This is a genomic window from Thermosynechococcus sp. PKX82 (genome assembly GCF_031583255.1).
Classification (GTDB): Bacteria; Cyanobacteriota; Cyanobacteriia; order Thermosynechococcales; family Thermosynechococcaceae; genus Thermosynechococcus.
Window position 1 is genome coordinate 1,717,953 of sequence record NZ_CP134169.1, and the last position, 24,512, is coordinate 1,742,464.

General features: G+C 53.6%; 24 protein-coding genes and 1 pseudogene. 12 read left to right on the forward strand and 13 right to left on the reverse strand.

From position 1 onward, the window contains the following. Positions 1-132 precede the first annotated feature (132 nt). Entirely contained in the window at positions 133-1,950 is a 1,818-nt protein-coding gene (thrS, locus tag RHH53_RS08510; protein ID WP_302676116.1) for a threonine--tRNA ligase, read from the reverse strand. Between the two features lie 248 nt (positions 1,951-2,198). Between thrS and RHH53_RS08515 the strand changes: the two genes are divergently transcribed. After that, complete coding sequence (locus RHH53_RS08515; RefSeq protein ID WP_310438214.1) at positions 2,199-2,903, forward strand: response regulator; 705 nt, start codon at positions 2,199-2,201, stop codon at positions 2,901-2,903. 1 nt (position 2,904) lies between these two features. On the opposite strand, the gene recR is transcribed toward RHH53_RS08515, so the two are convergent. Together recR and RHH53_RS08525 are read right to left on the reverse strand one after the other, a co-directional pair. Further along, entirely contained in the window at positions 2,905-3,513 is a 609-nt protein-coding gene (gene recR / locus RHH53_RS08520; protein WP_206199797.1) for a recombination mediator RecR, read from the reverse strand. Between the two features lie 7 nt (positions 3,514-3,520). After that, positions 3,521-5,146: a peptide chain release factor 3 gene (locus RHH53_RS08525; RefSeq protein ID WP_310743677.1), complete on the reverse strand. Its 1,626-nt coding sequence runs from the start codon at positions 5,144-5,146 to the stop codon at positions 3,521-3,523. Between the two features lie 44 nt (positions 5,147-5,190). On the opposite strand from RHH53_RS08525, the gene galE reads away from it, so the two are divergent. Beyond that, positions 5,191-6,243: a UDP-glucose 4-epimerase GalE gene (gene galE, locus RHH53_RS08530; RefSeq protein ID WP_206199799.1), complete on the forward strand. Its 1,053-nt coding sequence runs from the start codon at positions 5,191-5,193 to the stop codon at positions 6,241-6,243. A 4-nt stretch (positions 6,244-6,247) separates the two neighbouring features. Here the strand turns inward: galE and RHH53_RS08535 are convergent. After that, positions 6,248-6,614: pseudogene (locus tag RHH53_RS08535) on the reverse strand (transposase); the annotation flags it as partial. Positions 6,615-6,780: 166 nt separating this feature from the next. On the opposite strand from RHH53_RS08535, the gene RHH53_RS08540 reads away from it, so the two are divergent. After that, the gene (locus tag RHH53_RS08540; protein ID WP_310453681.1) at positions 6,781-8,046 is read left to right on the forward strand and encodes a hypothetical protein; all 1,266 of its coding nucleotides are present in this window, start codon (positions 6,781-6,783) and stop codon (positions 8,044-8,046) included. Here RHH53_RS08540 and RHH53_RS08545 read toward each other — a convergent pair. Both RHH53_RS08545 and RHH53_RS08550 read right to left on the reverse strand, forming a co-directional pair. Further along, a complete protein-coding gene (locus RHH53_RS08545; protein WP_206199802.1) occupies positions 8,035-8,772 on the reverse strand; it encodes a hypothetical protein in 738 nt (245 codons plus the stop codon). The genes RHH53_RS08540 and RHH53_RS08545 overlap by 12 nt on opposite strands. A gap of 227 nt (positions 8,773-8,999) precedes the next feature. Then, the gene (locus RHH53_RS08550) at positions 9,000-9,209 is read right to left on the reverse strand and encodes a chlorophyll a/b-binding protein (protein ID WP_310743678.1); all 210 of its coding nucleotides are present in this window, start codon (positions 9,207-9,209) and stop codon (positions 9,000-9,002) included. Between the two features lie 187 nt (positions 9,210-9,396). On the opposite strand from RHH53_RS08550, the gene RHH53_RS08555 reads away from it, so the two are divergent. The 3 genes from RHH53_RS08555 to RHH53_RS08565 are packed head-to-tail and all read left to right on the forward strand — an operon-like array spanning position 9,397 to position 13,827. Then, positions 9,397-10,377, forward strand: coding sequence for a bestrophin family protein (locus RHH53_RS08555; RefSeq protein ID WP_302678060.1), 981 nt, complete (start codon positions 9,397-9,399; stop codon positions 10,375-10,377). 23 nt (positions 10,378-10,400) lie between these two features. Then, positions 10,401-12,707: a heavy metal translocating P-type ATPase gene (locus RHH53_RS08560; protein ID WP_310743679.1), complete on the forward strand. Its 2,307-nt coding sequence runs from the start codon at positions 10,401-10,403 to the stop codon at positions 12,705-12,707. Then, complete coding sequence (locus RHH53_RS08565; protein ID WP_302678061.1) at positions 12,682-13,827, forward strand: tyrosine-type recombinase/integrase; 1,146 nt, start codon at positions 12,682-12,684, stop codon at positions 13,825-13,827. Before RHH53_RS08560 ends, RHH53_RS08565 begins: the two co-directional genes overlap by 26 nt. On the opposite strand, the gene RHH53_RS08570 is transcribed toward RHH53_RS08565, so the two are convergent. The 3 genes from RHH53_RS08570 to RHH53_RS08580 form a co-directional block, all read right to left on the reverse strand. Next, complete coding sequence (locus RHH53_RS08570) at positions 13,805-14,008, reverse strand: hypothetical protein (protein ID WP_011058047.1); 204 nt, start codon at positions 14,006-14,008, stop codon at positions 13,805-13,807. The two genes, RHH53_RS08565 and RHH53_RS08570, sit on opposite strands and share 23 nt — an antisense overlap. 65 nt (positions 14,009-14,073) lie before the next feature. Beyond that, the gene (locus tag RHH53_RS08575; protein WP_302678062.1) at positions 14,074-14,337 is read right to left on the reverse strand and encodes a DUF3146 family protein; all 264 of its coding nucleotides are present in this window, start codon (positions 14,335-14,337) and stop codon (positions 14,074-14,076) included. Positions 14,338-14,349: 12 nt separating this feature from the next. Next, positions 14,350-15,942 carry an Hsp70 family protein gene (locus tag RHH53_RS08580; RefSeq protein WP_310743680.1) on the reverse strand — a complete coding sequence of 531 codons (1,593 nt, stop codon included), beginning with the start codon at positions 15,940-15,942 and terminating at the stop codon, positions 14,350-14,352. A gap of 120 nt (positions 15,943-16,062) precedes the next feature. On the opposite strand from RHH53_RS08580, the gene hemH reads away from it, so the two are divergent. The 3 genes from hemH to RHH53_RS08595 all read left to right on the forward strand — a co-directional run bounded on the left by hemH (position 16,063) and on the right by RHH53_RS08595 (position 17,777). Next, positions 16,063-17,229, forward strand: coding sequence for a ferrochelatase (gene hemH / locus RHH53_RS08585; protein WP_302678064.1), 1,167 nt, complete (start codon positions 16,063-16,065; stop codon positions 17,227-17,229). Positions 17,230-17,309: 80 nt separating this feature from the next. Next, the gene (locus RHH53_RS08590; RefSeq protein WP_206199810.1) at positions 17,310-17,600 is read left to right on the forward strand and encodes a hypothetical protein; all 291 of its coding nucleotides are present in this window, start codon (positions 17,310-17,312) and stop codon (positions 17,598-17,600) included. A 6-nt stretch (positions 17,601-17,606) separates the two neighbouring features. Further along, positions 17,607-17,777 (forward strand): hypothetical protein, encoded by a 171-nt coding sequence (locus RHH53_RS08595; protein ID WP_206199811.1) that lies wholly within the window; start codon positions 17,607-17,609, stop codon positions 17,775-17,777. A 3-nt stretch (positions 17,778-17,780) separates the two neighbouring features. Here the strand turns inward: RHH53_RS08595 and argC are convergent, their stop codons facing one another. Then, positions 17,781-18,833 (reverse strand): N-acetyl-gamma-glutamyl-phosphate reductase, encoded by a 1,053-nt coding sequence (gene argC / locus RHH53_RS08600; protein ID WP_310743681.1) that lies wholly within the window; start codon positions 18,831-18,833, stop codon positions 17,781-17,783. A gap of 203 nt (positions 18,834-19,036) precedes the next feature. Between argC and RHH53_RS08605 the strand changes: the two genes are divergently transcribed. Together RHH53_RS08605 and RHH53_RS08610 are read left to right on the forward strand one after the other, a co-directional pair. Beyond that, positions 19,037-19,366, forward strand: coding sequence for an Hpt domain-containing protein (locus tag RHH53_RS08605; protein WP_302678066.1), 330 nt, complete (start codon positions 19,037-19,039; stop codon positions 19,364-19,366). A 5-nt stretch (positions 19,367-19,371) separates the two neighbouring features. Then, positions 19,372-20,070: a DUF1995 family protein gene (locus RHH53_RS08610; protein WP_302678067.1), complete on the forward strand. Its 699-nt coding sequence runs from the start codon at positions 19,372-19,374 to the stop codon at positions 20,068-20,070. Between the two features lie 7 nt (positions 20,071-20,077). Here RHH53_RS08610 and RHH53_RS08615 read toward each other — a convergent pair whose 3' ends face one another. Genes RHH53_RS08615 through lpxA form a run of 3 tightly spaced genes read right to left on the reverse strand, consistent with a single transcriptional unit; the run spans position 20,078 to position 22,913 of the window. Beyond that, positions 20,078-21,514 carry a serine/threonine-protein kinase gene (locus RHH53_RS08615; RefSeq protein WP_206199815.1) on the reverse strand — a complete coding sequence of 479 codons (1,437 nt, stop codon included), beginning with the start codon at positions 21,512-21,514 and terminating at the stop codon, positions 20,078-20,080. 7 nt (positions 21,515-21,521) lie between these two features. Then, positions 21,522-22,055, reverse strand: coding sequence for a hypothetical protein (locus tag RHH53_RS08620; RefSeq protein WP_206199816.1), 534 nt, complete (start codon positions 22,053-22,055; stop codon positions 21,522-21,524). Between the two features lie 54 nt (positions 22,056-22,109). Continuing rightward, positions 22,110-22,913, reverse strand: a complete 804-nt coding sequence (gene lpxA, locus RHH53_RS08625; protein ID WP_206199817.1) for an acyl-ACP--UDP-N-acetylglucosamine O-acyltransferase — start codon at positions 22,911-22,913, stop codon at positions 22,110-22,112. 64 nt (positions 22,914-22,977) lie between these two features. Here lpxA and RHH53_RS08630 point away from each other — a divergent pair, with 64 nt between their 5' ends. Further along, positions 22,978-24,504: a UbiD family decarboxylase gene (locus RHH53_RS08630; RefSeq protein ID WP_206199818.1), complete on the forward strand. Its 1,527-nt coding sequence runs from the start codon at positions 22,978-22,980 to the stop codon at positions 24,502-24,504. Positions 24,505-24,512 lie beyond the last annotated feature (8 nt).

Genomic DNA, 24,512 nt, shown 5'->3' on the forward strand with positions numbered 1-24,512 from the left:
GAGAACACCCTTACGAAGGAGGATAATCCTTTAGTTGTAGGATGACGCAACAGTCCCCGCAACGGGGACATTAAGCTTCGTTTGCGGATTTAACACTTCTGCTTATACTCCCTATTCGCCAGAAGGCTCGGCCTACTGCCACTGAATCTCGGCATCCATTGCATTCACTGCCGATGTCAGTTTCTCGATGAGTTGTTCAACAGACAAGGCGCCGACATCTCCCGCTGCACGGGTGCGGATACTCACGGTCTCGCTTTCGACTTCCTTGGCACCCACAATGCCCATCACAGGAATTTTCTGGGTTTCAGCATTGCGGATTTGTTTACCTAGGCGATCGCCCGTGCGATCCACACTCACGCGGATGCCCTGCTCTCGCAGTTGAGCGGCCACACGTTCGGCATAGGGGCGTTGCTCATCCCCCACGGGCAACAGGCGCACTTGCTCGGGTGCCAGCCAGAAGGGGAAATCCCCTGCATACTCCTCAATGAGAATGCCAATGAGCCGCTCCAGCGAGCCAAAGGGGGCACGGTGAATCATCACCGGTCGGCGGCGGGTATTGTCCTCAGCAACGTATTCCAAATCAAAGCGCTCAGGCAAATTGTAGTCCACCTGAACCGTTCCCAACTGCCACTCGCGACCGAGGGCATCCTCAAAGATAAAGTCGAGCTTGGGGCCATAGAAGGCGGCCTCCCCAATCCCCAAGAAATGCTCCATGCCCAACTGTTCTACCGCTCGCTGAATTGCTGACTCCGCCTTTGACCAAGCCTCATCGGAGCCAATGTACTTGTCGGATTTGGGATCGCGGAAGCTCAGCCGTGCCTTGAATTTATTTAAACGCAGACAGCGAAAGACCGAGAGAATGAGATCAACCACATTCAAAAACTCGGCATCCAACTGCTCCGGCGTGACAAAAAGGTGGGAGTCATCAACGGTAAAGCCCCGCACCCGCGTCAAGCCCCCCAATTCCCCGGACTGCTCATAGCGATAAACCGTACCAAACTCCGCCAACCGTAGGGGCAAGTCACGGTAGGAGCGCAACTCACTTTTATAGATTTGAATGTGGAAGGGGCAGTTCATTGGCTTGAGGACAAAGCCCTGCTCGTTGGCTGCCGCCTCAGCATCTTCGGCCATCAGGGGAAACATATCCTCTTTGTACTTTTGCCAGTGGCCAGAGGTCTTAAATAGATCCACACGGGCAATGTGCGGACTCACCACCGGTAGATATCCCCGCTTCATTTGCTCTTTTTTGAGAAACTCCTCGAGGGTTGAGCGCAGAATCGTTCCCTTAGGAGTCCACAGGGGTAGCCCTGGTCCTACAGGATCAGCGAAAATAAAGAGACCCAGCTCTTTGCCCAGTTTGCGGTGGTCACGGCGCAGGGCTTCTTCTTTGCGGCGTTTATATTCCGCCAGTTGTTCTGGGGTTTCCCAAGCAGTACCGTAGATGCGCTGCAGTTGGGCTTTGGTTTCATCGCCGCGCCAGTAGGCACCGGCAACACTTTCAAGGGCGATCGCCTTGGGGTTAATCTCGCCCGTATTTTCAACGTGGGGTCCCGCACAGAGATCCCACCACTCATCCCCCAAGTGGTAAATCGTAATTGGCTCCTCGAGGTCTTGGAGAATTTCCAGCTTGTAGGGTTCCCCTAGCTCCCGGATGCGGCGCTCGGCCTCCTCACGGGTCACTTCCTCGCAGATCACCGGCAACTTGCGCTTAATGATCTTGACCATCTCCTTTTCAATGAGCTTCAAGTCTTTTTCGCTGAAGGGTTCGGGGTGGTCAAAATCGTAATAAAATCCACTCTCAGTCCAAGGACCAATTGTGACCTGCGCCTTGGGAAACAGCTTCTGGACTGCCATTGCCAAAATATGGGACGTGGTGTGGCGAATACGCTTGATCCGCTCCGATTCACTGGTTTTGGGAAGGTGGATAGGGGCAGCAGCAAACTCTGGCATAGGGGCTGATCTATCTAACAAATCTTTCATCCGGCTGAGACTTCTATTGTGACATTCTCCTGCCCTCAAGGGTGGGTCTTTGACCCCAAATTTTTGGGTTCAGGGACGCTTTGCCGCAGTGTAAGGCGAGTGGCCAACTCCAAAAGATAGGGCTATGCTAAGGTTGAAATCACGTAGTGGTCATGCCACTGCCGCCCTCTATTCACAATCTCTTGCTATAGGAATCTTGTATAGAATGGAGTGTTTCCGTGACTAGCCGCAAAGTCCTTGTCATTGATGACAGTAAAGTAATCCGGATGCGCGTCCGCGAGATGTTGCCAGAGGGCGACTACGAAATCCTTGAGGCCAAGGATGGCCGTGAAGGTCTGCAACTCATTGAGCAGTCTGAGCCGACGTTGATCATGCTGGATTTTCTGCTGCCGAAGGTGAGCGGCTGGGAAGTTTATCAAGAATTGGAGAAAAATGATCTCCTTGGCGCTATCCCCCTCGTAATTATGTCAGGGCGCAAGGAAGAGGTCACCGAGAAGCTCCAAGAACCCTTTGAGTGGTTTGAGTTCATTGAGAAGCCCTTTGAAAAAGAACAACTCGAAGCAGCAATTCAAGAGGCCTTTCGCAAAGCCCGTAAGCCCAGACCCGTCAAAGCAGCAGCTCCTGCGGAAGTAGCGGCTCCCGTCGCTGTGGATCTCACCCCCGTCTATGCCAAACTGGCCGCCCTTGAAGGTGCCATTCAAGCTTTGCAGGCACAATCTGTCAAGGCAAATGACTTTGCTCAACTTCAAGCAACGGTTGCGCAACTGCAACAGCAACCAGCGGCAACAGGTAGTGGTGGGGATGAGAATCGCCTCGCCGCTTTGGAAGCGGAAAACCAGCGGTTACACCACGAGGTCGAGCAACTGAAGCGAGCCATTCACCAAATTGTGACGGCATTGCGGCGATTGCAGGGGGGGCACTAAGCTACTGCCACTCAATTTCCCGGCGACCGGCAAGGGCACGGGCAAGGGTCATTTCATCGGCATAGTCGAGATCACCGCCCACCGGTAGGCCAAAGGCAATGCGAGTGACCTTCACAAAAGGCCGCAGCAGCTGCCCCACATAGAGAGTGGTCGTTTCCCCTTCAATACTGGGGTTGATGGCCAAGATCACCTCTTGCACCTGCGGTTGGCTGGCGCGCTGAATCAGAGGTTGAATGTGCAGGTGTTCGGGGGTGATGCCCTCTAGGGGCGAAATGAGTCCGCCCAAGACATGGTACTTGCCGTGGTACTCGCGGGTTTTTTCAATGGCAATGACATCGCGGGAATCAGCCACCACACAAAGGAGATGATTGTCTCGCTGGGGGGAGGCACAGATGTCACACACGGGTTCGGCAGAGAGGTGAAAGCACACGGAACAAAGCCCCACCTGCTGTTTCGCTTCAAGGAGAGCTTGCGCCAAGGCTTGAATATCAGCCTCGGGACGTTTGATCAGGTGAAGGGCAAGACGTTGGGCGGTTTTGGGGCCAATGCCCGGCAGGCGTTGCAACTGCTCAATGAGACGAGCAAGGGGACGGGTATAGACACTACTCATGGGGCAGCTAGGCAGACACAACAGCGGCAAGGGGGGCGATCGCGCTCAGGCGCAGTTTGGGATGATCTGCCATTGTCTGTTGCAGATTCCACTCATTCTTAAAGAGCAGCACCGGCCGTCCCCAACTGTCTTTGACGGTGACAGCATTAAAGATGCGGCCAATGGCTGCAAGGGCTTCCCAACCATCCAGTACCCAGCGCGCAACGGTATAGGGGAGAGGGTCAAGACGAGTTTCCACACCGTATTCGTTTAATAGGCGAAACTGCACCACTTCAAATTGCAATTGGCCAACTGCCGCCAGAATCGGTTCTCGTTTCGATTCATCGGTAGAGTACATGATTTGCACGGCACCCTCTTCCCGTAGCTCATTCACCCCTTTTTGGAAGGATTTGAACTTGGAGGGGTTGGGGTTGCGCAGATAGGCAAAGAGTTCTGGGGAAAAACAGGGAATGCCTTCATATTCCAATTTGGCGCCGACATAGAGGGTGTCGCCAATGGCAAACATGCCTGGATTATTCAGGCCAATCACATCGCCCGCATAGGCCGTTTCAAGGGATTCGCGACCTTGGGCAAAGAGTTTTTGGGGACGAGAAAGGCGGATGGTTTTGCCGGTGCGAGCATGGTTGACGGTCATGTCCTTCTCAAATTTGCCGCTACAGACCCGCACAAAGGCGACGCGATCGCGATGTTTCGGATCCATATTGGCCTGCAGCTTAAACACAAAGCCAGTGAAATGCTCCTGCGTCGGATCAATCGCCCCGCGATCGCTCTTGTAGGCCATGGGTGGCAACGCATAGGTCAAAAAGTGCTCCAGAAACAGGCGCACGCCAAAGTTGGTCATGGCACTGCCAAAGAAGACGGGAGTCATTTTTCCCTGATGCACCAAATTGAGGTCGAGTTCAGCACCAACCCCATCTAGCAGTTCCAGTTCGTCCTTGAGTTGGTGATATTCCAAGCGATAGGGCTCAATGTAGGCGTCAATGGCCGGATCGCCAAGGGCAAGGATGGTTTCCGCCGCAGCACGACTACCGTGGGTCGTGCGCTCAAAAAAGTGAAAGTTGCGGCGCACGCGATCATAGACGCCGCGAAAGCGATCGCCCATTCCTAGCGGCCAGTTCACAGGATAGGGAATCAGCCCCAACTCCTGTTCAATTTCATCAATCAGTTCAAGGGGTTCCCGCCCCGGCCGATCCAGCTTGTTGATGAATGTAAAAATCGGCAGACCCCGCAGTTGGCACACCTCAAAGAGCTTACGGGTTTGGGGTTCTAGACCCTTGGCCGCATCCACCAGCATCACGGCATTATCAGCCGCCGCAAGGGTGCGATAGGTATCTTCACTAAAGTCTTGGTGGCCGGGGGTATCCAAGAGGTTAATCTGATAGCCTTGGTACTCAAACTGCAAGACCGTCGAGGTAATCGAAATCCCCCGTTGTTGCTCCATTTCCATCCAGTCAGAGGTGGCCTGCCGCTGTGCCCGTCGTGCTTTGACGGCTCCCGCCTCGTGAATAGCCCCACCGTAGAGCAGTAACTTTTCCGTCAGCGTCGTTTTCCCGGCATCCGGGTGAGAGATAATGGCGAAATTACGACGTCGTTTCACCTCTTGGGTGATTTCATGGTGCAAGTCACTGGTCATGGCAGAATTTGTAGCAGCTTTCCTAGTGTAACAGATGGACTTTAATGACAATTAATAATGGTAATAATTCGCCGCTGATTCTGGTCACCGGGGGCGCGGGCTATATTGGCAGCCATACCGTTTTGGCACTGCAGCAAGCCGGCTTCCAAGTACTGATTTTAGATAGCCTTGAGCGAGGGCACCGCGATTTGGTCGAGTCTGTTCTTAAAACAGAACTCATTGTGGGTCATATTGGCGATCGCTCCCTCTTAGATTGGATTTTTCAAACCTATCCCGTGACGGCAGTAATGCACTTTGCTGCCTATATTGAAGTGGGCGAGTCTGTCCGCTCCCCCGATCGCTTTTATCAAAATAATGTTTATGGTGCCCTGACCCTCTTACAGGCGATGGTGGCCGCCGCGATTCCCTATTTTGTCTTTTCCTCCACAGCCGCCGTCTATGGCTTGCCCTCAGAGGTGCCGATTCGCGAAACCTGTCCCTGTGCTCCCATTAACCCCTACGGGCGCTCCAAGTGGATGGTGGAGCAAATTGCTGCCGATATGGGCAGGGCCTACGGCCTCAAGTCGGTAATTTTCCGCTATTTCAATGCCGCAGGCGCCGATCCCGACTCCCGCTTAGGGGAAGATCACCATCCAGAAACCCACTTGATTCCCCTAGTGTTGCAGGCGGCGATGGGACGACGCCCCCACATCTGCATTTATGGCACAGATTACCCTACTCCCGATGGCACCTGCATTCGCGACTACATCCATGTCGTGGACCTAGCCCAAGCCCATGTGCTGGGATTAAAGTACCTCCTGAGTGGCGGCGACTCGCAAATTTTTAACTTGGGGAATGGCCAAGGCTTTTCGGTGCGGCAAATTATTGAAGCCGCTCAGAGGGTCACAGGTTGTTCGATTCCAGTCGTTGAGGGCGATCGCCGAGCAGGAGACGCCGCAATCCTCGTTGCCAATAGCGATCGCGCCCGTCAGATTTTAGGTTGGCAGCCGCAGTACCCTGACATCGAGCAAATCATTGATCACGCTTGGCGATGGCACCAATACCGCCACGGATCAGGCACGATTGTGGCAATATATAGCTATTCCAATCAAGAATGAGACATTATCCAGCACAATACTTGCGAATCACCTCATCCATAGAACGGTTTGACCCTGCATACCTCCGCGCTCGCTTCAGCCCACTCACTTCAGCCCACTAAAGTCATGCTCAACCACATTCAAATCAGGAGAGGATTTCGGTAAAAATAACACCGCGTGACCCGCCGCTTTTACCACTGCCTGCATCCCCCCTTGGGGATGAATCGGTGCATTATCCATAATCAACTAATCAACAGCGATGGTCTCTCTAACGCCGGCAAACAGTATTGACTCAGCCAGCTCACAAACCCTCACCCATTCAAATATCCTGAAAACAGCATTGGGGCGATAAAGTCTTTCTGGTGTCTATACCGTCTTGCCACTAAACGCTCTACTTTTCTGACACTTCCCAACTCTCCATCAATCCGTTAGCCTCGCGCTGACCGCCCCTACTCACAGGACACCTGAGAGTCAAACGCTGTCTCATCATCCGACACAGCCTGAAATATAGGGGATGATTGCGGCAACATAGACAAGAGACCTTCTGTGAAAACCACTATGGGTTGTAGCATTCTCCTTTCCTTTGTGGGTCATCAAGATCCGTACTCTGAGAAAACCAACCAAGAAGGCTCCATTGTTTCACTGGCAAAGTTTTTAGCCCAACAGCAGCCGATCAAACGGGTTCTATTGCTCTACACAGAAGACTTTCAACAACGGGCGATCGACACCAAGGACTGGCTTCACAGTGAGCTGCAAATTGGCGAGGAGGCAATTCACCTAAAAGTGGTCAGCAGGGAACTCTCCGCAGACCCAATTAACCCTGTCATCGCCGTCCAAGAGGCCAGGCGCGCACTACACCTAGCCAAGTATTATCAAGGCTCCAACGACTGGCTAGAACTGAATGGTTCCTCTGGTACCCCCGCCATGAAAGCGGCTTGGGGCATTTTACAGGCGATCGAGACGCAACACCGACTCCGGCTATGGCAAGCCCGCAATCCCCAAGAAATTCGACCAGGTCAAGAGCGAATATTTGCGGTGGACTTAAATGTCTTTCGCCAAGCGTTAGATCGTCAAGGGATTCAACAGCAGTTGGATAGTTATGACTACCAAGGGGCTGAAATTTCCCTCAAGCATAGCTCTATTGAGGCTCCTCTGGCCTTAGCACTGATTCGCTATGGTAAATATCGCCTTGCCCGCAACTACCACCAAGCCTTTGATGCCATCAACCCCTACAAAACTGAGATTGAAAAGCTCTGGTTTCAGGAAATCGCCCAACTGCGGCAGAACAATCGCCATGCTCTCTTTCGGGACACTTACTTTCAAGTTGTTGGCCTATTTACGGTGGGGCGCTATGCAGAAGCCCTAATCTTGGCCATGAGTTTGTACGAAAACTTATTGCAATACTTTGTACAAGAGACGGTGGGCCTTGGCATTACAACTGATGGGGCAACGCGAGAACGCAGCTTGAACTTGCTGCAACACCACGATCAGGGTCGACTTTGGCAATACCTCAGAAGCTACCAGCGCAAAAATGGCGATCGCCTGTTCCTTGATGTCGTGACGCGGGAGCTTTTGCTAGCAGTTTTAGAGTATGACTCCCAAACAACGGATCTTGCTCCTCACTTCCAGCGGATCGAGGCCTACTATCAGCAACGCAATAACGTTGTCCATCAACTGGCAGGACTGGCCAAGGTTGAAGATATGCAGGAAAAGGTGCTGAATGCCCTGAGACAGATATTAAGCAAAGTGTTGCCCGAAAAGCAATTGTCTCGCGATCCTTTCAAGGCCTTAAACTGCGTGATTGTCACTCACCTATCCCGCTGAAGCGACTCCATTAGCCTGATAAGGATTTTGTGCCACGATTGTGATGACCTCAAATCCCCCGCGATCGCCCCTCAGGTGATTTTCAAAGCCACGCGGATTGGGTAATTGATTATTAGGATCGTAAACAAAACAAATCAATTTTCTAAAACTCATTTCACTATGGCGGTACGCTTCAAGGTCTATTGCTAATTCTTTAAATAACCGATTCCGCCCTCCCTGTGCTGAGACTACCTTGACCTCAATTGCAACCTTCTCATCAACAAGCATAAAGTCAATCAATCGACCATGGGAGTAGGGCTGAGGAATAGGGTACTCCCGTCTAATATCCGAGTTGGGAAACGTACTTCTCAAGAGCCTTTCAAGGACAACTTGCACATCTTTCTCTTGGAAATTACTGGGAAGCTGTGAATGCGCTCTACTGTAGAAATTGCGACATAGATCAAGAATTTGCTCTAGGGATTCTCGCTGGAAGTGATCTAAACTGACATCTGTTTGATCCCTTGGGGCGATCGCCCTTTGAGGTTGCTGACTGAGGAGAGCTTGCTGATTCTCGCGAATGGAAAACCAAGCCGCACTGAGACTAATTGAGACACCGCCGGTGGCTACAGCCATATTGCCATAGCCAATGCCCACGCCTGCACAACCCAAACCGAACAAAACTGCCAGATCAGCCCACAGGCATTTGGTCGAGTAGCCGAGGATGCGCAAAATTTTTTCTCGCAGCATAGGTTAAATAGACAATTCTTTGGTTAGTTTACATAGCTCTGTCCATAGAAGCAAGATGTAAACAATAATTTATGATTTACTAATTCCAATAAAGACTAATTCCAATAAAGACTACAAGCAAAAAGCCCACCCCGAGAGGCAGGCTGACCCATTCCATGAGTTATTTGTTCTTTCTAACCGCACAAGGGCTGCTGAAGAACGGATATGCCTAAGAGCGCAGCGACGACCTAGAGGCTATTCAAAAAGCCAATCAGACCGTGACCCGTAATCACTTCCAAGACCAGCAGGGAGATAAAGCCAATCATGGCCAAGCGACCATTGAAGAGTTCTGCATAGGGAGTAAACCCAGCCTGCGGCTCACTCATCACGTACATTTTGGGTTCAATGGCAAAGTTGTTCATTTTGCCTTGTTCATCAATAATGCTGCCGCTTCTCATTTTTGTCCTCCGTTTGTTACAAAGTGTTTCATGTTCTTAATATAACTTAACACTTCTGTGGGGGAATGGCAAGGGGTAACGGATTTTCTTAAGATTTGCAGTCTCTTCGGCTGTTCTTTGCGGTAAAAACACGGTTTCAGCACGCCAGTGTGCTAAAGATTGGGGTGGGAATCGCCCACTGGTATTCATGAGCCGCTTCTCTTTCTTCGGTTTTCACCCCTTCAGACGCCAATTACCCCGAGATCGGTCGGGCGTGGCGAAGTTTTTGTTGCAACCGCCGCAATGGTTACGTCTGGCGCTGCGTTTGCGTGGCTCGGTCATTCCGGCCATTCTTTCGGAAGTGCTCTTTTGCGGTGGCTTTGGCGTCTTGGTGACGGTGATCGACCTTTATGTGATCAATGTCCACTGGCCAGTGCTAGGCAGTCTCATTCCCTCGATTGTGCTGGGGTTGCTCCTCGTCTTTCGCACCAACACTGCCTATGAGCGCTTTTGGGAAGGTCGCCGCCAGTGGGGCAACATTGTGAATAATTCCCGCAGCCTAACCCGCTTGATGTGGACTGCCATTGACGAAAATAGTCCGGAGGATCACCAAGCCAAAATTGATGCCGTTCATTTAGTGGGGGTGTTTGCGATCGCCACCAAGCAACACCTGCGAGGAGAATCCTTTGCCGAATTAGAACCCCTGCTCAAGCCCCATCAATACAAAGAGCTACAAACGGTGCAAAATGTCCCCTTGCGCATTGCCCTGTGGATTGAGGACTATCTGCACCACCAACACCGCTGTGGCTCCCTGTCCCTGTACCAACTCACTTACATGGATGAACTGCTGGTGCAATTGGTGGATGCCATGGGTGCCTGTGAGCGAATTTTGAAAACACCGATGCCCCTTGCCTATGCCATTCATCTCAAGCAGCTATTATTTCTCTATTGCTTGCTGCTACCCTTTCAACTGGTGGATAACCTCGTGTGGTGGACAGGCCTAATGGTGGGACTCATTGCCTTTACCCTCTTTGGCGTTGAAGAAATTGGCATCGAAATCGAAAATCCCTTTGGCCGTGACCTCAATGATCTGCCCTTGGATGCAATTTGCCTAACCATGCAGCAGAATATCAATGACCTCATTAGTGCGCCGAACCATGGCCATCGCTCCGCCCAGCCCTTTTCTTAACCGATCCTTAGGGGTAATTGATCATGACTGCAACTGTGCTTTCCCCGCCGCCAGCAAGGGTTCATTACGAAGTGGTGCATCACTTACCGGGGCGAGTGCGGTTGCGGATTCCCCGCCTGCAATATGACGATCGCTATGGGCGGCAACTGCAAGCTCTCTTTGTTCAAGAAGACAGTGTGCAACAAATTCGCCTTAACTTGCCCGCCGCTAGCCTGATTGTTCAATACAGTCCCGAAGTTGACAATCCCCTTCACCGCTTTGGCCAATTGATTCAGGCCGCAGCAGATGAACGTTTACCCTTACCGGGGATGCTGCCCATTGATAAGTTGGTGTACTCCCCTTGGAACACCGCTTACTTTATCGAGAAAATGGCGCTACCCACCTTGGCGCTGGCGATCGTGGCGCTACTACCAGTACAAACCCCCTTCTACCCTGCCATTGTCGCCACTGTGATTGTGATTGTGGCACTGCCCACCTTCCAAGAAGCCCTAGAGAGCCTCGAACACCGCCATCTCAACGTCACCCAACTGGAATCCCTCTGGACGATTCTGCATACGCTGCAAGGGGAATACATGGCGCCGGTGTTAGCTGCCTTTATGGGTCAAGTGGGGGGGTCACTGCGGGATATGACCGCTCAAGTGGGGGAAAACCAAGTCTTTGACCCCCTCGATCAACAGCGCACCTATTGGGTAGAGCGGGGCGGCACTCGCCAAAATGTCTCTGTGCGCGAGCTACAGGTGGGCGATCGCGTGATTGTGGCCGCCGGATCCGCGGTGCCCGTGGATGGTACCGTGCTCTGGGGATCCGCCGTGATTCAGCGGCAGTTTCTCACGGGAGAGTCGGATCTATTGCCCTGTGAACCTGAAGAAACGGTGCTGGCCTCTTCCCTTGTGGTGCGGGGACAAATTTGCATTGTTGCTGAAGCCGTTGGTGAAGAGACGCAGGTGGGCAAAGCGCTGCAACTGGCTCGCCAAGCGCCGCAACTGGATACTCGCATTGAAAACTACGCTGAGGAAATCTCGAACCAAGCCATTTTGCCCGCAATGGGCGTGGCTGCTATTGTTTATGGGGTCACCTTGGATGCCCATCGGGCGATCGCCCCTCTGCAATTGGACTTTGGCTCAGGGATTGGCATTACTATTCCCACTGCAATTTTGGCAGCCCTCACCCATGCGCCCCATGTCGGGGTGTATTTTCGCAATGGCCGCGCCCTCGAACTCCTCTCACGAGTCAATGTCATTGTTTTTGACAAAACCGGCACACTGACGGAAGTGAAGGGAACCATTGTGGGGGTCAATCTCCTCAAGCCCGGCCTGAGTGAACAAACGCTGCTCTATTGGCTGGCAACTGTGGAACAGTCAATCAATCACCCCTTTGCCCTTGCCATCCTTGAGTATGCGGCTGAACGCGGGATTGAGGGGGGAACCTATAGCAACTGGGTCTATGAACCGGGTAAGGGAGTTGCGGCAACCGTCGAGGGGCAAGAGATTTTGGTGGGCACACCCCAATGGATGGGCGATCGCCAAGTGCCCATTGATCTTGATGAACTGCGCACCCATGAAGGCGTGCTTTGGAACCGCTCCCTTGTCTGTGTTGCCTGTAATGGTGAACTGGTGGCACTGGTGTTCTATAGCAACCCCGTGCGTTCTGAAGCCGCTAGTGTGATTGCCGCTCTGCAACAGCGGGGTATTGAGTGCTATATGGTGACGGGAGATCACCACGAAGTCGCCAATGCGGTGGGCTATGCCACTGGCTTTCGTCTTGGTCAAATCTATACCAATAAAATGCCAGAGGACAAAGTTGAACTTCTAGAGAAGTTTAAAAATGGTGGCGAAAAAGTCGTGGCCTATGTGGGCGAAGGCTTCAATGATACAGCAGCAATGGCCTACGCTGATATTTCCATTACCCTTTCTGAAGGCAGTGATGCGGCGCGGCAAACCGCAGATCTTCTCTTGATGAATAATCGCCTTGAGGGACTGGTGCAGGCGATCGCCCTCAGCCAAGAAGTGATGAACATTATCAATCAAAATATCGCCCTTGTGGTCATTCCCAATGTCAGTGTGGTTTTAGCGGGGGTCTTTTTGAGCTTGCACCCCGTGATTGCCGTCTTGATTAGCAATGGCGCCACCCTCTTGGCCGAACTGAATAGCCTGCGCATCCTCACGGACTATCGCCCCGTCAAAGTTGAGCACAAGTCCAGTCGTAGCCGCTCCCAAGCGGGGGTTCTCGATATTCCTTGGAAAAAACGTCCTCGCCGCAGTTTTGGTCATTTCGGCAGCGAGTTGAGTTCTGAGTCCCTCAGCAATGGCCACGTCCCCTCAGAAACTTGACCAACAACTTCAGCAGGTCAATCAACGCCTCAAACTAGCGCAGTTGGGTCTGCAAATTGAACAACGCGGCCAACGTCTCAGCCTGAGGGGTACCCTGCCGCCACGACCGGGCAGCCATCGGCTCCGCCCCCACCAACAGCGTTTAAGTCTAGGGTTACCCGCCACCCCCAGCGGCCTCAAGGCGGCAGAGCGAGAAGCCAAAATTATTGCCGCCAAATTACTAGAAAACACCTTTCGCTGGCAGGACTATGAACGGGTCAAGGGCTTAGGGCGTCTGGGCGAGTTATCCCTAGGAGAGCAAATTGCCGCCTTTGAAACGGCCTTCCTGGCTCAAGATCGCAGCCGCACCACGTGGGAGATGGCCTATGCGCCCTATCTGCGTCAGTTGCTCAAAGCCGCCGCTGCCCATCCCGACCATTCATTACCAGAACTGATCTATGGCCTGTTGCAGCAAATCCCCGCTGATAAGCGACAACGGCAGGTGGCCTGTACCGCCTTTCAAGGGTTTTGTCGGTTCCTAGGGGTGGAGTTACCGATTCCCCTAGCTCAGTTTTGGGGCACCTATTCCCGGCGATCGCTCCAACCACGGGAGTTACCCAGTGATGAGGAGATTCTAGCCGCCTACCAGCAAATTCCCAATCCCCAGTGGCGCTATGTCTATGGCTTGATGGCGGCCTATGGCCTGCGCAATCATGAAGTGTTCTTCTGCGATTTAAGTGGGCTCGTCACAGGTGACCCGGCAGGGATGATCGAGGTGCAGGAAACCACCAAAACAGGTTGCCATCAGGTGTGGCCCTTTCCTCCCCAGTGGGTTGAGGTGTTTGGCTTGCGATCGCCCCAGTTGCCGAGGATCAATACGGATTTGACCCAAACAACCCTCCAACGCATTGGCCAGCGGGTAAATCAACAGTTCCGTCGCTACGGCTTGCCCTTTCGTCCCTATGACTTGCGCCATGCGTGGGCGGTGCGCACAATTCACTATGGCTTACCCGATACCGTTGCCGCACGGATGATGGGACACAGTGTGGCGATTCATACCCAAACCTACCACCGCTGGCTGACCCTACGGGATCAACGGCAGGCAGTGGCTCGTGTCCTTACTCAATTCGAATGCTCTTGAAGTCACTGGGGGGGGGTGGCGGCGGGCTGGGGGGCTGATAGTCGCCGTACTGCTTGAGCCAATCGCTGACTGGCTTTTGATCAAGGCTCAACCCCAACAATCCAGAGACAAAGCCGCCCATAAAGGCAACGGGTTTTTGGCTCAACTCTTTGACAAGGGGCGCTAATTCGCTCAAGAACATAGGCTATCTGGCAATATCAGCACAGGTTTCCTCACTGATTGTAGCTTAGGCACAGCGGAACGCACCTAAAACTTGGCACGGACAACAAATTCATAATCACCCCCCGGCTCTAATTGGTAGTCTTGGGCTTCGAGAAACCGCCCCAAGGGTTCTTTGATCAGAGCACGCCCAAAGGCTGGGGAGATTTGCAGCTTTTTCGCCCTGAATTGCCAGCAAAATTCCCACTGGTACTCGCTGGCGCAGACGTGGCCACGAATGTGACCCTCTTGCCAACTTTGGGCAATGATGCGGACATAGGCAGTAGTTTGGGGTAGCGAATGGGAAGCCACAATGCAATTCGGTCAACGCAATTGGGTGACGATTTGATTATTGATGAGACGCTCTTGGGTGAGCAAGTCATCAACGGTAACCCGCAGTTGGCGATCGCCATCCACTTGAAAGAGGACCCGAATGCGATCGCTCCCCGGATAGCCAGGGGGATCCAGCTTGGCGAGGGTTTTGCCTTGGGGGGTGTCATTGAGGGGCTGCACCGTGCGTTCACCGGCACTACGGGTAATCAGGCGATCGCCATCAAAAAAGATCTCCACACCCCCTTGCTCGTCCCCCAATTCACCAATCACCAGTTCAATACTGGGCTGTCCCTCCGTCGAGGCCCCTAAAATCAATTCCACGGGTTCGCCCATGGGGTAGGGTTGTCCCCGCTGGATAATGGGGTGCCAGCCATGACGGTTGAGCTTAGCATCCCAGAAGCGAATGCCGTAGCTGTGGTAGAGAAAATCCTTGACATCCAGCCCTTGGGTCACTGCTAGAGCACCCATGGCCACCGCTGTAAAAGGCTGTTGGGCGTTGATCTTTGTGGCCTCAAAATACTCAGCAACCCATTTTTGCACTGCGGGAATTTGCGTTGTCCCCCCCACTAGGAGCACCGCATCAATCGTGTCGGGGGTGATGCCTTGGCGGCGTGCCTGTTGGAGCACTTGGGTGAGAGCATCATCCAGACGTTGGAAAAATTGCTGCTGATGGAGTAGCTCCTCCAGTTCCGAGCGTTCGAGGCGGATCTCTAGGGTGTTAAATGTTTCGCTGTCAAAGTACACCTCTTGGGCATAGGGCTGCTGCGAGAGTTGAATTTTTAAGCGCTCGGCAAGGCGCAGCAGTAGGCTATTGGCGGTCATGCCGCGTTTTACCCACTCATCGACAATCCAGTGGTCAATATCCGTGCCCCCTAAATTCAAGCCTGCTTTGGCAATCACCCGCGCTGTGCGAGGCCGTTGGTTGTCGCTTGAGGCCCACTGGCGATCGCCCCACTTGAGAATAAATCCCAAGGGACGGCTTTGGCGTTGATCGCTCTTGAGTTCGACAAGGGAGAGATCGAGGGTGCCCCCGCCAAAATCAATCACCAAGATCAGCGGGCGATCGGCCACGCCATAACCTAAGGCCGCAGCCGTGGGTTCATCCAAGAGGCGAATTTGCTCAATGGCAAACCCCTCACACACCTGCAACAGCCAACTGCGATAGGTTTCAAAGCTATCCACCGGCACGGTGAAGATCAACCCCTGTTCGACATCGCCGCCGCTAGTGTGTTTCAGGTCCTTCAACAGGGCTTGCAAAAACCACGTGCCAATGGTTTCAAAGCTCAAAGAACAGCCATCCAGCTCGGGTAAATAGCCCTGTACGGTGGCGCCAATCCCCCGCTTAAACCGCGAGAAAAAGCGACGATCGCCCACCCCATCCAAGCCGCGATCGCGCACCTGCTGCCCTACCACGACCAGAGGAACACTGGCATCCTCCACATAGGCCAAGCTAGGAATGAGCGCCGGTACCTCACCAAACCCCACCGAGAGTCCAGAGAGCGTTACCGCTTCGGCTGCTTGGGTGGCATAATTCCACCGCGCCACCAACGTATTACTGGTTCCAAAATCAATTGCGTAGGTCACCGTTTGCACACATCAACCGCATTCTCTCATCCCTACCTTAGCGAGATTTTCTCCCCCTGAGATCCTGAGAGTATGTCACAATAAGAAAGCGATCGCGAAAAGATTTAGGTGATTTTGGGCATGGCGAGCCAAACAGGTGTACTACTTCTCAATTTGGGGGGGCCCGATCGCCCCGAGGATGTGCGCCCCTTTTTGTACAACCTGTTCTCTGATCCCGAAATCATTCGCCTGCCCTTCCGTTGGCTACAAAAGCCCCTTGCATGGTTTATCTCCACCAGTCGTGCCCGGCGTTCTCAGGCCAACTATGCCCAAATTGGTGGCGGCTCCCCCCTACGGCGCATGACTGAACAGCAAGCCCGTGCCCTGAAAGACGCCCTAGAACGCATTGGCATTGAGGCCAATTTGTACATTGGTATGCGCTACTGGCACCCCTTTACCGAGGAGGCGATCGCCCAAATCAAAGCGGATCAAATTCGCGATCTAGTGATTTTACCCCTTTACCCACAGTTTTCCATTAGCACCAGTGGCTCTAGTTTTCGCCTCCTAGAGAGCTTGTGGAACCAAGACCCTGAATTGCAAAAGATTCGCTATACGCTGATCCCCTCTTGGTACAACCACCCCGGCTATGTGGCGGCTATGGCGGACTTGATTCGCCAAGAACTCGACCAATGCCCCAACCCTGACGAAGCCGTGATTTTCTTTAGTGCCCACGGCGTTCCCAAAAGCTATGTCACCGAAGCAGGGGATCCCTACCAAGAGGAAATCGAAGCCTGCGTGAAGCTCATCATGGCTGCCCTGAATCGCCCCAATACCCATGTGTTGGCCTACCAAAGTCGGGTGGGGCCTGTGGAATGGCTGCAACCCTACACCGAAGATGTGATTCCTGAGTTGGCCGCTCAAGGGGTGAAAACCCTTGTTGTTGTTCCGATTAGCTTTATTTCAGAGCACATTGAAACCCTTCAGGAAATTGACATCGAGTACCGCGAGATTGCCGAAGAGGCTGGCATTGAAGTCTTTCGGCGCGTGCCTGCTCTTAATGATCACAGTGGCTTTATTAGTGCCCTTGCCCAACTGGTGAAGGATGCTCTTGCAGCACCACCGCGTACCTTTGCTGAGGTGAATAAGTCCCGCAAGCGGGTGAAGCTCTACCCTCAGGAGCGCTGGGAATGGGGGATGACCTCTGCCGCCGAACGTTGGAATGGACGCTTGGCAATGTTGGGATTTTTAGCCCTGATCATTGAGTTAATCAGTGGTCAAGGGCCATTGCACATGCTTGGACTGCTTTGAGACTTTGCTCAACTCCTGCCATAGAACCCTAGAAATTGTCGCTAGAATAAGGATAACCTTATTGGCAAAGGGCTACCCCTGTGTCTGAATCGCCCACACCGAAATTTGACAAAGAAAAATTCCTCTTCCCCACCAGCCGCTACCATGGTGCATTTACGCCGCAAAACTTGGCCTTTAATGCCAATTTGCAGGAATTTGCTCAACGGGTGAGCTATATTTGTGGTCTGGAAACGGGCGGTAAGATCAGCTCTGAGGAGGCCTACAATCAAATTAAGGTGCTTTGGAAGCAACTGAAGAAATCCCGAGACTTGCTCTTTGCCAATGTTCCTCCTGATGAGGAGGCGGATGGTTCAGATAGTGATGAGTCCTAAATCCTGATGGCTGGCTTGACACCGACAACGTTACTCTTAAGCTTGAGTACCGCTCCCTTTCTGGCGGCTTTGTGCCTAGGGCAGGGATTATGGCAGATGGGATTGTCTTTGAGTGCAAGCAGCACTGAGCTATTACGGGGCGATCGCCTGCCCTTGGTCGAACAGGATGAAACTTGAGTCCTAGGGATAAAAGGCAACCTGCGGTAAGCCCAGCGTTTCTGGCCAGCCCATCATTAGATTCAAGCATTGCACCGCTTGGGAGGCCTGTCCCTTCATTAGGTTATCAATGGCGGACATGACAATCACCCGGCCGGTGCGCTCATCCACCTCAATGCCAATAAAACAGGCATTGGTGCCCCATGCCCATTTCGTCTGGGGATAGAGGCCGGGGGGCAGGATATTCACCCAAGGGGAATGGCGATAAAAAGCTTGGTAGATGGTGATTAAATCTTCACGCACTAGACCCGGATCCCGCAGTGTGGCATAGACAGTGGCCAAAATCCCCCGCGGCATGGGGACAAGGTGCGGCGTGAACTGCACAAGGACGCTTTGGCCGGCCAATTCGCTACAAATGGCTTCAATTTCTGGCGTGTGGCGATGTCGAGCAACACTGTAGGGAGCAAGGGAGTTGTCAGCTTCCGCAAGCAGGAGATTGATTTTGCCCTGACGACCGCCGCCGGAGGTACCAGACTTAGCATCAATAATGGCGGTGTTCGGTTCAATCAGACCCTGCTTGATCAAGGGTGCTAGAGCCAGCAAGCTAGCGGTGGGATAACACCCCGGACAACCAATAAGGGCACTTTGGCGAATGCGATCGCGATAGAGTTCTGGCAACCCATAGACCGCCTGTCGGGTCGTAGCCTCATCTTCCCTTGGTTCACCGTACCACTGGGTGTAGGTTTTCAAATCCTGAAAGCGATAGTCTGCCGACAAATCCAGCACTTTGCAGCCCTGCTCAAGGAGTTGCGGGGCAAGCTTACAGGCAATGCCATTGGGCAGCGAGAGAAACACCACTTGGGCGCGATCGCGAATCACCTCCACGGATACGGGTTCCACCGTGAGATTCACCCGACCCTGCAAATGGGGATATAGCTCCGTGTAGGGGCGACCCGCACTCCCCTCACCGCCAAGGTATGCAATCTCCACTTGGGGATGGTCAAGGAGTAAACGCACCAGTTGGACGCCCCCATAGCCAGAGGCCCCCACAATCCCCACCGTCACGCGATCGCCCATCGTTCCTCAATCCTGCCGCTGTTGTTGGCCTCACCACTGCGATAGTGCCATCGAATCCCCTGTTTCGCCAAGGGGGCAGACCACGCTGAAGAAGTTAAGAATTATTACAAATCTCCCCTTGCGTTTCCTCGCCTAACCCTTGAACTGCCTTGGCTGGTACAGGCTAAAATAACGACGAGTAACCTGTGGGGAATTGTGAATCGATGACATCGCCAATTGATTGGGACTACTTGGCTGCCCTTTCGGGGGGCGATCGCGAGTTTGAAATGGAATTGCTGCAAACCTTTGTCGAGGATGCTCAGGAGCGTCTCCAAGCATTGGCGGAAGCGGTCAATCAGGGAAACGTTGATCAAATCAAGCGGGATGCCCATCATCTCAAGGGCGCCAGTGGCAATGTTGGCATTACTGCCATGCAAACCATCGCTGCCCAACTGGAACAATCCACGACCCCGCAAACGCTCGCCCAAGCGAAAACCCTAGTGGAAGAGCTACAACGCCTGTTTGCCACCGTTGCCAGTGAGGTCTCCGCTTAAGACCCATGTCGATCCTGCCCCCCGATAGTCTGGAGACTGCCCTCAGCCAAGCTCAACAGGCCACCCAAGCGGCGCTTCAAGAGGGTAAAAATCGCCTGCAAATCGAGATCCTGTTGCCCGATCTCAATGCGATGGCCTTTGCCGCTGGCTACCTCCCTTTGTTTGAGGAACTAGGTCGTGATCTCAAGGTCTTTTTTGCCGATGCTGGATCTGCCGCCCTTGCCCGTCGCGAATGGGGTGAAACTGCCTATAGTGTGCGGGGTGTGAATGAACTACTGACACCCATTACAGCGAGCGATCGCGCCATTGTCATCGTTGCCCCAACCCCTGTAGAAGCCAATGCCATTGAGCAGATGTGTGAAACGGCGGGCGATCGCCCCTTTATCCTTTTGAACCCAAGGCTTCAGGATGTGGCCGTCGTTGGTATTGGCTACGCCGGTCGGCGGCTGCGGGAGCGATTTCTCAACACCCTTGAACCCTGCTACTACCTTCGTCCCCTCGCAGAAACCATCATTCTCTGGCGCTGCTATCCGCAACCGTGGCAAATTTGGCAATACGGTGAAACCGCCCCCACCTGCCTAGCAGAATTTGAGCAACGCCCCAGTAGTGAAGACATTGAGCGTGCCCTGACGCCCCAAGGCAAACCCCGTGGTCAGGGAGTCTTTAGTCGCTTGAGTGCCTTTTTGCGAGCACTCCAGAACTAACCAATCTTTAAGGGGTGGCCGGTTCAGTGTTACTGGTTGGGGGGGGTGACACCTCGGGCATTGCCTCTGTCGGTGGCGGTGAGGGCGTAGGTGTTGGTGGAGATGGTTCAACGGCGGTGGGAGGGGCGACGGGAGGCTCTGCGTTCTTTGGGGGCTTTGGGGACTTTGGGGGTTTTGGAGAGAGGGATGGCGGAGGAGTCGGCGTTGGCTCTGGGGATGTTTCCTCAGGACTCGGGCTAGGGGTAGGCGTTTCCGTTGGCTCTGGGGTGGGCGTCGGTTCCGTAGGGGTGGGTTCCGGCTCTGGCGTCGGTGTCGGGGTGGGGGTGGGCGTCACCTCTACAGGTGGCACAATGGTCGGCAGGGTGGGTGGAAATTCCTGTTCCTGAGGACGCGGGGGGCGAGGGGTGACTGTGTCCACGGGTTGGTTGCGCAAAAATAGCCCTAGGCCAATGCCTGCTAAGCTGCCAAAGATTGCCGTTCCCAACAGCCATAGCCACGGCGAAAAATTGCGTTGTTTGGGGGGAGCAACGACGGCTGTCCCCTCCGGTTGAGTATTTGCCAAGATAGTGGATCGGTACTGCGGCATCACCGCTACCGTTGCTGTGGTTTGACGCGCCACGGGCTGTCCCATGAGCAGTTGCAGCCACGCCTGCACCGTTTGGGGACGTTCGCGGACATCCAAAGCCATTCCTGCTTCAATGGCATCAATGGTGCGCTGACTAAGATTGGGCTGAAACTGGCGTAAATCCTCGAGAGGCACGCGATCGCGCAAGACCGAGGCCACAGGAGGGCGTCCTGCCAAAAGGGCATAGAGCGTTGCTGCTAGGGCATAGACATCCGTTGCCGGCGTCCATTGGTGGCGGGGTAAATACTGCTCCACCGGCGCATAACCTGCTGAGAGCAATCCCGTATTTGTTTCCGTCACCCCAGCAGTGTATTCACGGGCAATGCCAAAGTCAATCAGCACCACTTGATCTGTGCCGTCCCGCAGCATGATGTTATCGGGCTTGACATCGCGGTGCAGCAGCCCATGCTCATGCACTAATTCAAGAGCGCTAGCCACTTGGCGAATATAGTGGAGAGCCGTTTTTTCCGGTAGCGGCCCTTCTTCTTGGATCACTTGGGCAAGGGTGCGTCCGGGGATATAGTCCATGACAATGAAGGGACGCCCCCCCTCAATAAAGCAATCACTGACGCGCACAATGTGGGGATGATTAAACTGGGCAAGGCGCTGCGCTTCTTGGATAAACCGCTCCCCCAGATCATGAATCCGCTTCGGGGGTTCCTGCTGCAAGTTCAATGTTTTGAGCACCACTGGCTGATGGAGCAGGGTGTGGGTGGCGCGATAGGTGACACCAAAGCCCCCCTGACTCAAAAGGGCATCGAGGCGATATTTTCCCCCTTGGAGGGTTGTGCCCACACTCAGCAAACTCAGGGAGGACATAGGCACCTTAGGGACGCAATGGAGCAGATGGAGGAGTGGTTGGCAGTGGGGCTAAGCGTTGACTGAGAATAACCAAGCGATAGCCCAAATATGCAGGTAAGGTTGCCATCATCATCAAGAGTATCACGGACAACAAAGATTCCCATTCAAACCGAGACCCATAGTAGCTGCGGTAGGGATCGTAGTTGGCACTGGGCTTGATTTTTTCCCGCAGGGCCATGGGCCGCTTAAAGCGCAATCGACGATCGTCGAGCTTCTCAAATAAAATCCAACCCCCTTGGGCTTCCTCTTGGCAGACTTTGCGCAGGACATCGGGATCATGAAATTGGTTGCGGCGCGATCGCAGGATTTTGAATTCCCAACCTCCCAGCTTGGGGGATACTTGACGCTGTTCTTCTTTGGAGGGGTAGGTGGTCAACTGTTCCTCTTCTTCATCGCGTTGTTGGCTGAGTTGCTCCTGCCAGCCCCACCACTGATAGTAAAGCAGTGCTGAGACACCGAGGCTACCGCTCATCAGGGATAATAACAGCACTTCAGCCATGGGGAATAGGAGCAAGCGTCTGTTGGGCGATCGTACTCGAAAAGTTGATCCTCCTCAGGACAAATCACCCCCTTCTCCCCGGCGGACAAAGTGGCAAATCCCTCGTTCTGAGGCACTAATAAAATCGCAAAACTCTTGAATGAGGGGATGGATAAACTGTTCCCGCAGGTGTTGAACGGCTTGGGAGGTGGTCAATTGGGAGCGGTAGAGAATATCCAAGGCCTTTTTGAGGAGCTGTCGGTCTTGAGCCGAAAAGCCCGCTCGCCGCAAACCCACCACATTCAAGCCCATGATCGTATTGGTACTCAGGCTGCGGGTCATACAAAAGGGGGGCACATCTTTTTGAATGGCAGTGCCGCCGGAGAGCATGGCCAAGCGCCCAATGCGCGTAAATTGATGCACAAGGCAGTTACCGCTGATAAAGGCGCGATCGCCCACATGGGCATACCCGGCAATCAAAGTATTATTGGCGATCGTCACATGGTTTCCCACATAAACATTGTGACCCAAATGACTGTGGGCCATCAGCAGACAATCATGCCCGACATGGGTGACGGTTTCTGGTTGGGTTCCCCGATGAATGGTTACCCCCTCGCGCAACGTACAGCGATCGCCAATGTGGACATAGCTAATCCCCCCTTGATAAGCCACATCTTGGGGGAGATCGCCAATCACCGCCCCACTATGCACTTTGCAGTTCTCGCCAAGACGGGTATATCCCAACAGAGTGACATGGGGAGCCAACTGCGTACCGCGTCCAATCTCCACCGTGGCCGCCACATAGCAAAAAGGACCAATTTCTACCTCTTCCCCAATGTGGGCACCCGCCTCAATCACCGCCGTGGGATGAACCGCCATGACCTTCCTGCACGATTGGCTAAAGATTCTTAACATAAAAGAGATTAAGCGATTTTGATCCCCGATGACGAACGACCTGCGGCAATATCTCCAGCTTTTAGAACAGCGGCAACAACTGCGACGCATCACCGTACCCGTTGATCCCGATCTGGAGATGGCGGAAATCTGTAACCGCCTGTTGGCTGCCGGCGGGCCAGCGTTACTGTTTGAAAACGTCATTGGTTCCCCCTATCCCGTCGCCATTAATCTCTTGGGAACCCTAGAGCGGGTGTGCTGGGCCATGAAAATGGAACACCCCCTAGACCTGGAAACCCTAGGGGAAAAGTTGGCTAAGCTACAACAGCCGAAGCCGCCCAAAACCCTGAGTCAAGCCCTTGATTTCGGCAAAATTCTCTTTGATGTTGTCCGTGCCAAGCCGAGTCGCGATTTGTTACCCCCGTGTCAGCAGGTGGTGATCAAAGCCCCCGATTTGGATCTACGGCAACTGCCCCTGATTCGCCCCTACCCCAAGGATGCAGGCAAAATTATTACCCTTGGTCTCGTCATTACCAAAGACTGTGAGACGGGCATTCCCAATGTCGGGGTTTACCGCTTGCAACTGCAATCCCCAACCACCATGACCGTGCATTGGCTTTCAGTGCGGGGAGGGGCACGCCATCTCCGCAAAGCTGCCGCCCGTGGCAAAAACTTAGAAGTGGCTGTGGCCTTGGGGGTGCATCCTCTAATCATCATGGCGGCGGCAACGCCAATTCCCGTGGATTTGTCGGAGTGGCTCTTTGCCGGGCTTTATGGCGGTGGGGGCATTCATTTGGCCAAGTGCAAAACCGTTGATTTGGAGGTGCCTGCCCACGCAGAATTTGTCCTTGAGGGCACCATTACCCCCGGTGAAGTTTTGCCCGATGGCCCCTGTGGCGATCACATGGGCTACTACGGTGGTGTAGAAGATTCGCCCGTCATTCATTTCCACTGCCTGACCCATCGCCGCAATCCCATCTATCTCACCACCTTTAGTGGCCGCCCGCCCAAGGAAGAGGCGATGATTGCCCTTGCCCTCAACCGCATTTACACACCCATTCTGCGGCAGCAGGTACCGGAGATTGTGGACTTCTTTTTGCCCATGGAAGCCCTCAGTTATAAGGCGGCGATTATTTCCATTGACAAAGCCTATCCTGGCCAAGCACGCCGCGCTGCCCTCGCCTTTTGGAGTGCCCTACCCCAATTTACCTACACCAAGTTTGTGATTGTTGTGGACAAAGAGATCAATATTCGTGATCCGCGTCAGGTGGTGTGGGCGATCAGCTCCAAGGTGGATCCCAGCCGCGATGTCTTTATTTTGGGAGATACCCCCTTTGACTCCCTTGACTTTGCCAGCGAAAAAATCGGCCTTGGGGGACGCATGGGCATTGATGCCACCACGAAAATTCCTCCAGAAACAGACCATCCTTGGGGCGATCCCCTCACATCGGATCCTGAGGTGGCACGGCGAGTCACAGAACGCTGGCAGGAATATGGCCTTGGCGATATTGACCTAACAGCCGTAGATGCGACGCGGTTCGGCTATGAGCTAGACCCCGCCTTTCGTTGGCGATAATCGAAGAA

Excerpts from the sequence above, each read along its gene's own strand:
- thrS (WP_302676116.1), bottom strand. The coding sequence starts at position 1,950 with ATGCCAGAGTTTGCTGCTGCCCCTATCCACCTTCCCAAAACCAGTGAA.
- recR (WP_206199797.1), bottom strand. The coding sequence starts at position 3,513 with ATGAGTAGTGTCTATACCCGTCCCCTTGCTCGTCTCATTGAGCAGTTG.
- RHH53_RS08525 (WP_310743677.1), bottom strand. The coding sequence starts at position 5,146 with ATGACCAGTGACTTGCACCATGAAATCACCCAAGAGGTGAAACGACGT.
- galE (WP_206199799.1), top strand. The coding sequence starts at position 5,191 with ATGACAATTAATAATGGTAATAATTCGCCGCTGATTCTGGTCACCGGG.
- RHH53_RS08540 (WP_310453681.1), top strand. The coding sequence starts at position 6,781 with ATGGGTTGTAGCATTCTCCTTTCCTTTGTGGGTCATCAAGATCCGTAC.
- RHH53_RS08545 (WP_206199802.1), bottom strand. The coding sequence starts at position 8,772 with ATGCTGCGAGAAAAAATTTTGCGCATCCTCGGCTACTCGACCAAATGC.
- RHH53_RS08550 (WP_310743678.1), bottom strand. The coding sequence starts at position 9,209 with ATGAGAAGCGGCAGCATTATTGATGAACAAGGCAAAATGAACAACTTT.
- RHH53_RS08555 (WP_302678060.1), top strand. The coding sequence starts at position 9,397 with ATGAGCCGCTTCTCTTTCTTCGGTTTTCACCCCTTCAGACGCCAATTA.
- RHH53_RS08560 (WP_310743679.1), top strand. The coding sequence starts at position 10,401 with ATGACTGCAACTGTGCTTTCCCCGCCGCCAGCAAGGGTTCATTACGAA.
- RHH53_RS08565 (WP_302678061.1), top strand. The coding sequence starts at position 12,682 with ATGGCCACGTCCCCTCAGAAACTTGACCAACAACTTCAGCAGGTCAAT.
- RHH53_RS08570 (WP_011058047.1), bottom strand. The coding sequence starts at position 14,008 with ATGTTCTTGAGCGAATTAGCGCCCCTTGTCAAAGAGTTGAGCCAAAAA.
- hemH (WP_302678064.1), top strand. The coding sequence starts at position 16,063 with ATGGCGAGCCAAACAGGTGTACTACTTCTCAATTTGGGGGGGCCCGAT.
- RHH53_RS08595 (WP_206199811.1), top strand. The coding sequence starts at position 17,607 with ATGGCTGGCTTGACACCGACAACGTTACTCTTAAGCTTGAGTACCGCT.
- argC (WP_310743681.1), bottom strand. The coding sequence starts at position 18,833 with ATGGGCGATCGCGTGACGGTGGGGATTGTGGGGGCCTCTGGCTATGGG.
- RHH53_RS08605 (WP_302678066.1), top strand. The coding sequence starts at position 19,037 with ATGACATCGCCAATTGATTGGGACTACTTGGCTGCCCTTTCGGGGGGC.
- RHH53_RS08610 (WP_302678067.1), top strand. The coding sequence starts at position 19,372 with ATGTCGATCCTGCCCCCCGATAGTCTGGAGACTGCCCTCAGCCAAGCT.
- RHH53_RS08615 (WP_206199815.1), bottom strand. The coding sequence starts at position 21,514 with ATGTCCTCCCTGAGTTTGCTGAGTGTGGGCACAACCCTCCAAGGGGGA.
- RHH53_RS08620 (WP_206199816.1), bottom strand. The coding sequence starts at position 22,055 with ATGGCTGAAGTGCTGTTATTATCCCTGATGAGCGGTAGCCTCGGTGTC.
- lpxA (WP_206199817.1), bottom strand. The coding sequence starts at position 22,913 with ATGGCGGTTCATCCCACGGCGGTGATTGAGGCGGGTGCCCACATTGGG.
- RHH53_RS08630 (WP_206199818.1), top strand. The coding sequence starts at position 22,978 with ATGACGAACGACCTGCGGCAATATCTCCAGCTTTTAGAACAGCGGCAA.